The 658-nt window shown below is 67.0% G+C and carries 1 protein-coding gene; it reads right to left on the bottom strand.

Going from position 1 to position 658, the window contains the following annotated elements:
- A partial coding sequence (locus tag VQ02_RS34225; protein WP_048448742.1) for an outer membrane protein occupies nucleotides 1-658 on the bottom strand: 658 nt, incomplete at both ends.

The raw sequence follows: 658 nt of genomic DNA, 5'->3' as shown, positions 1-658 counted from the left end.
GTCTCGTGGGCTCGGTGCTACCGGTGCCGGTGTAGCGGGCGGTCACACTGGAACGGCCGAGGTCGCCGTAGAGGCCCTCGATCTTGGCACTGAGGCGATCGGTGATCGCATACTCGATGCCGCCGCCGGCGACATAGCCGACTTGCATAGACGAGCGCGCGCCGGAATACGGAATCACGTTGATGCCGCCGGGGAAAAAGGGACCGGTGCCAGTGTCCGTGTAGGCCGTGCGCATTCTGACGTCGCCATAAGCGAGGCCGCCGGTGGCATAGACCATCAACCGCTCCGTCGGCAGGAAGCCGATCCGACCGCGCACCGTGCCGAGCGTCTCGATGCGTGTCCGCGACGTCAGGATGTCGGTGTCCGTGTGGCCGGGTGCCAAGTTCGTCAGCGCACCGGTTCCCGTGCGACGGCGGTCGAGGCCGGCATACTGGAAGTCCGCCTCCGCCCCGAGGACGATGCCCCCAACCTGATAATTGTAGCCGATCTGCCCGCCGCCGACGAAGCCGGTCTGCTCACGCGACTTCCGGAAGCCGTCGAGGACGCCGGGGTTGAGCCCGACGAAGCCCCGGCCTTCGGTGTATCGCGGCTGTTCCGAACCGGAGAAGGCCGCACCGGCATTCACGCCGGCGTAAATCCCGGTCCAGGTGAAGACCGG

It is taken from the genome of Methylobacterium variabile (genome assembly GCF_001043975.1).
In the GTDB taxonomy this organism is placed as follows: Bacteria; Pseudomonadota; Alphaproteobacteria; order Rhizobiales; family Beijerinckiaceae; genus Methylobacterium; species Methylobacterium variabile.
This window is presented reverse-complemented; position numbering and strand designations above follow the sequence as displayed.